The 297-nt window shown below is 56.9% G+C and carries 1 protein-coding gene; it reads right to left on the reverse strand.

Features of this window, described 5'->3' with window-relative positions; translation table 11 throughout:
* A partial coding sequence (locus ACYP5B_RS37200) for a 3-oxoacid CoA-transferase subunit A (protein WP_459572911.1) occupies positions 1 to 297 on the reverse strand: 297 nt, incomplete at both ends.

Consider the following 297-nt stretch of genomic DNA (forward strand, 5'->3'; position numbering starts at 1 on the left):
CGCGCTGGCCATGATGGGACCAAAATTGCGACCGGACATCCTGTAGGTCAGGTTGCCCCATCGGTCTGCGCGATATGCCTTCACGAGCGCATAATCAGCTTTCAGCGGTAATTCGAAGATGTAGTTCTTGCCCTCTATCTTGCGGGATTCCTTTCCTTCCGCGAGCCTGGTGCCATAGGCTGTTGGGGTATAGAATCCGCCGATTCCGGCGCCTGCAGCCCGCATGCGCTCCGCCAACGTACCTTGTGGAATGACTTCAAGTTCCACTTCTCCCGCCCGATAAGCCGCGTCAAACAG

The organism is Cupriavidus sp. 8B (assembly GCF_054589115.1).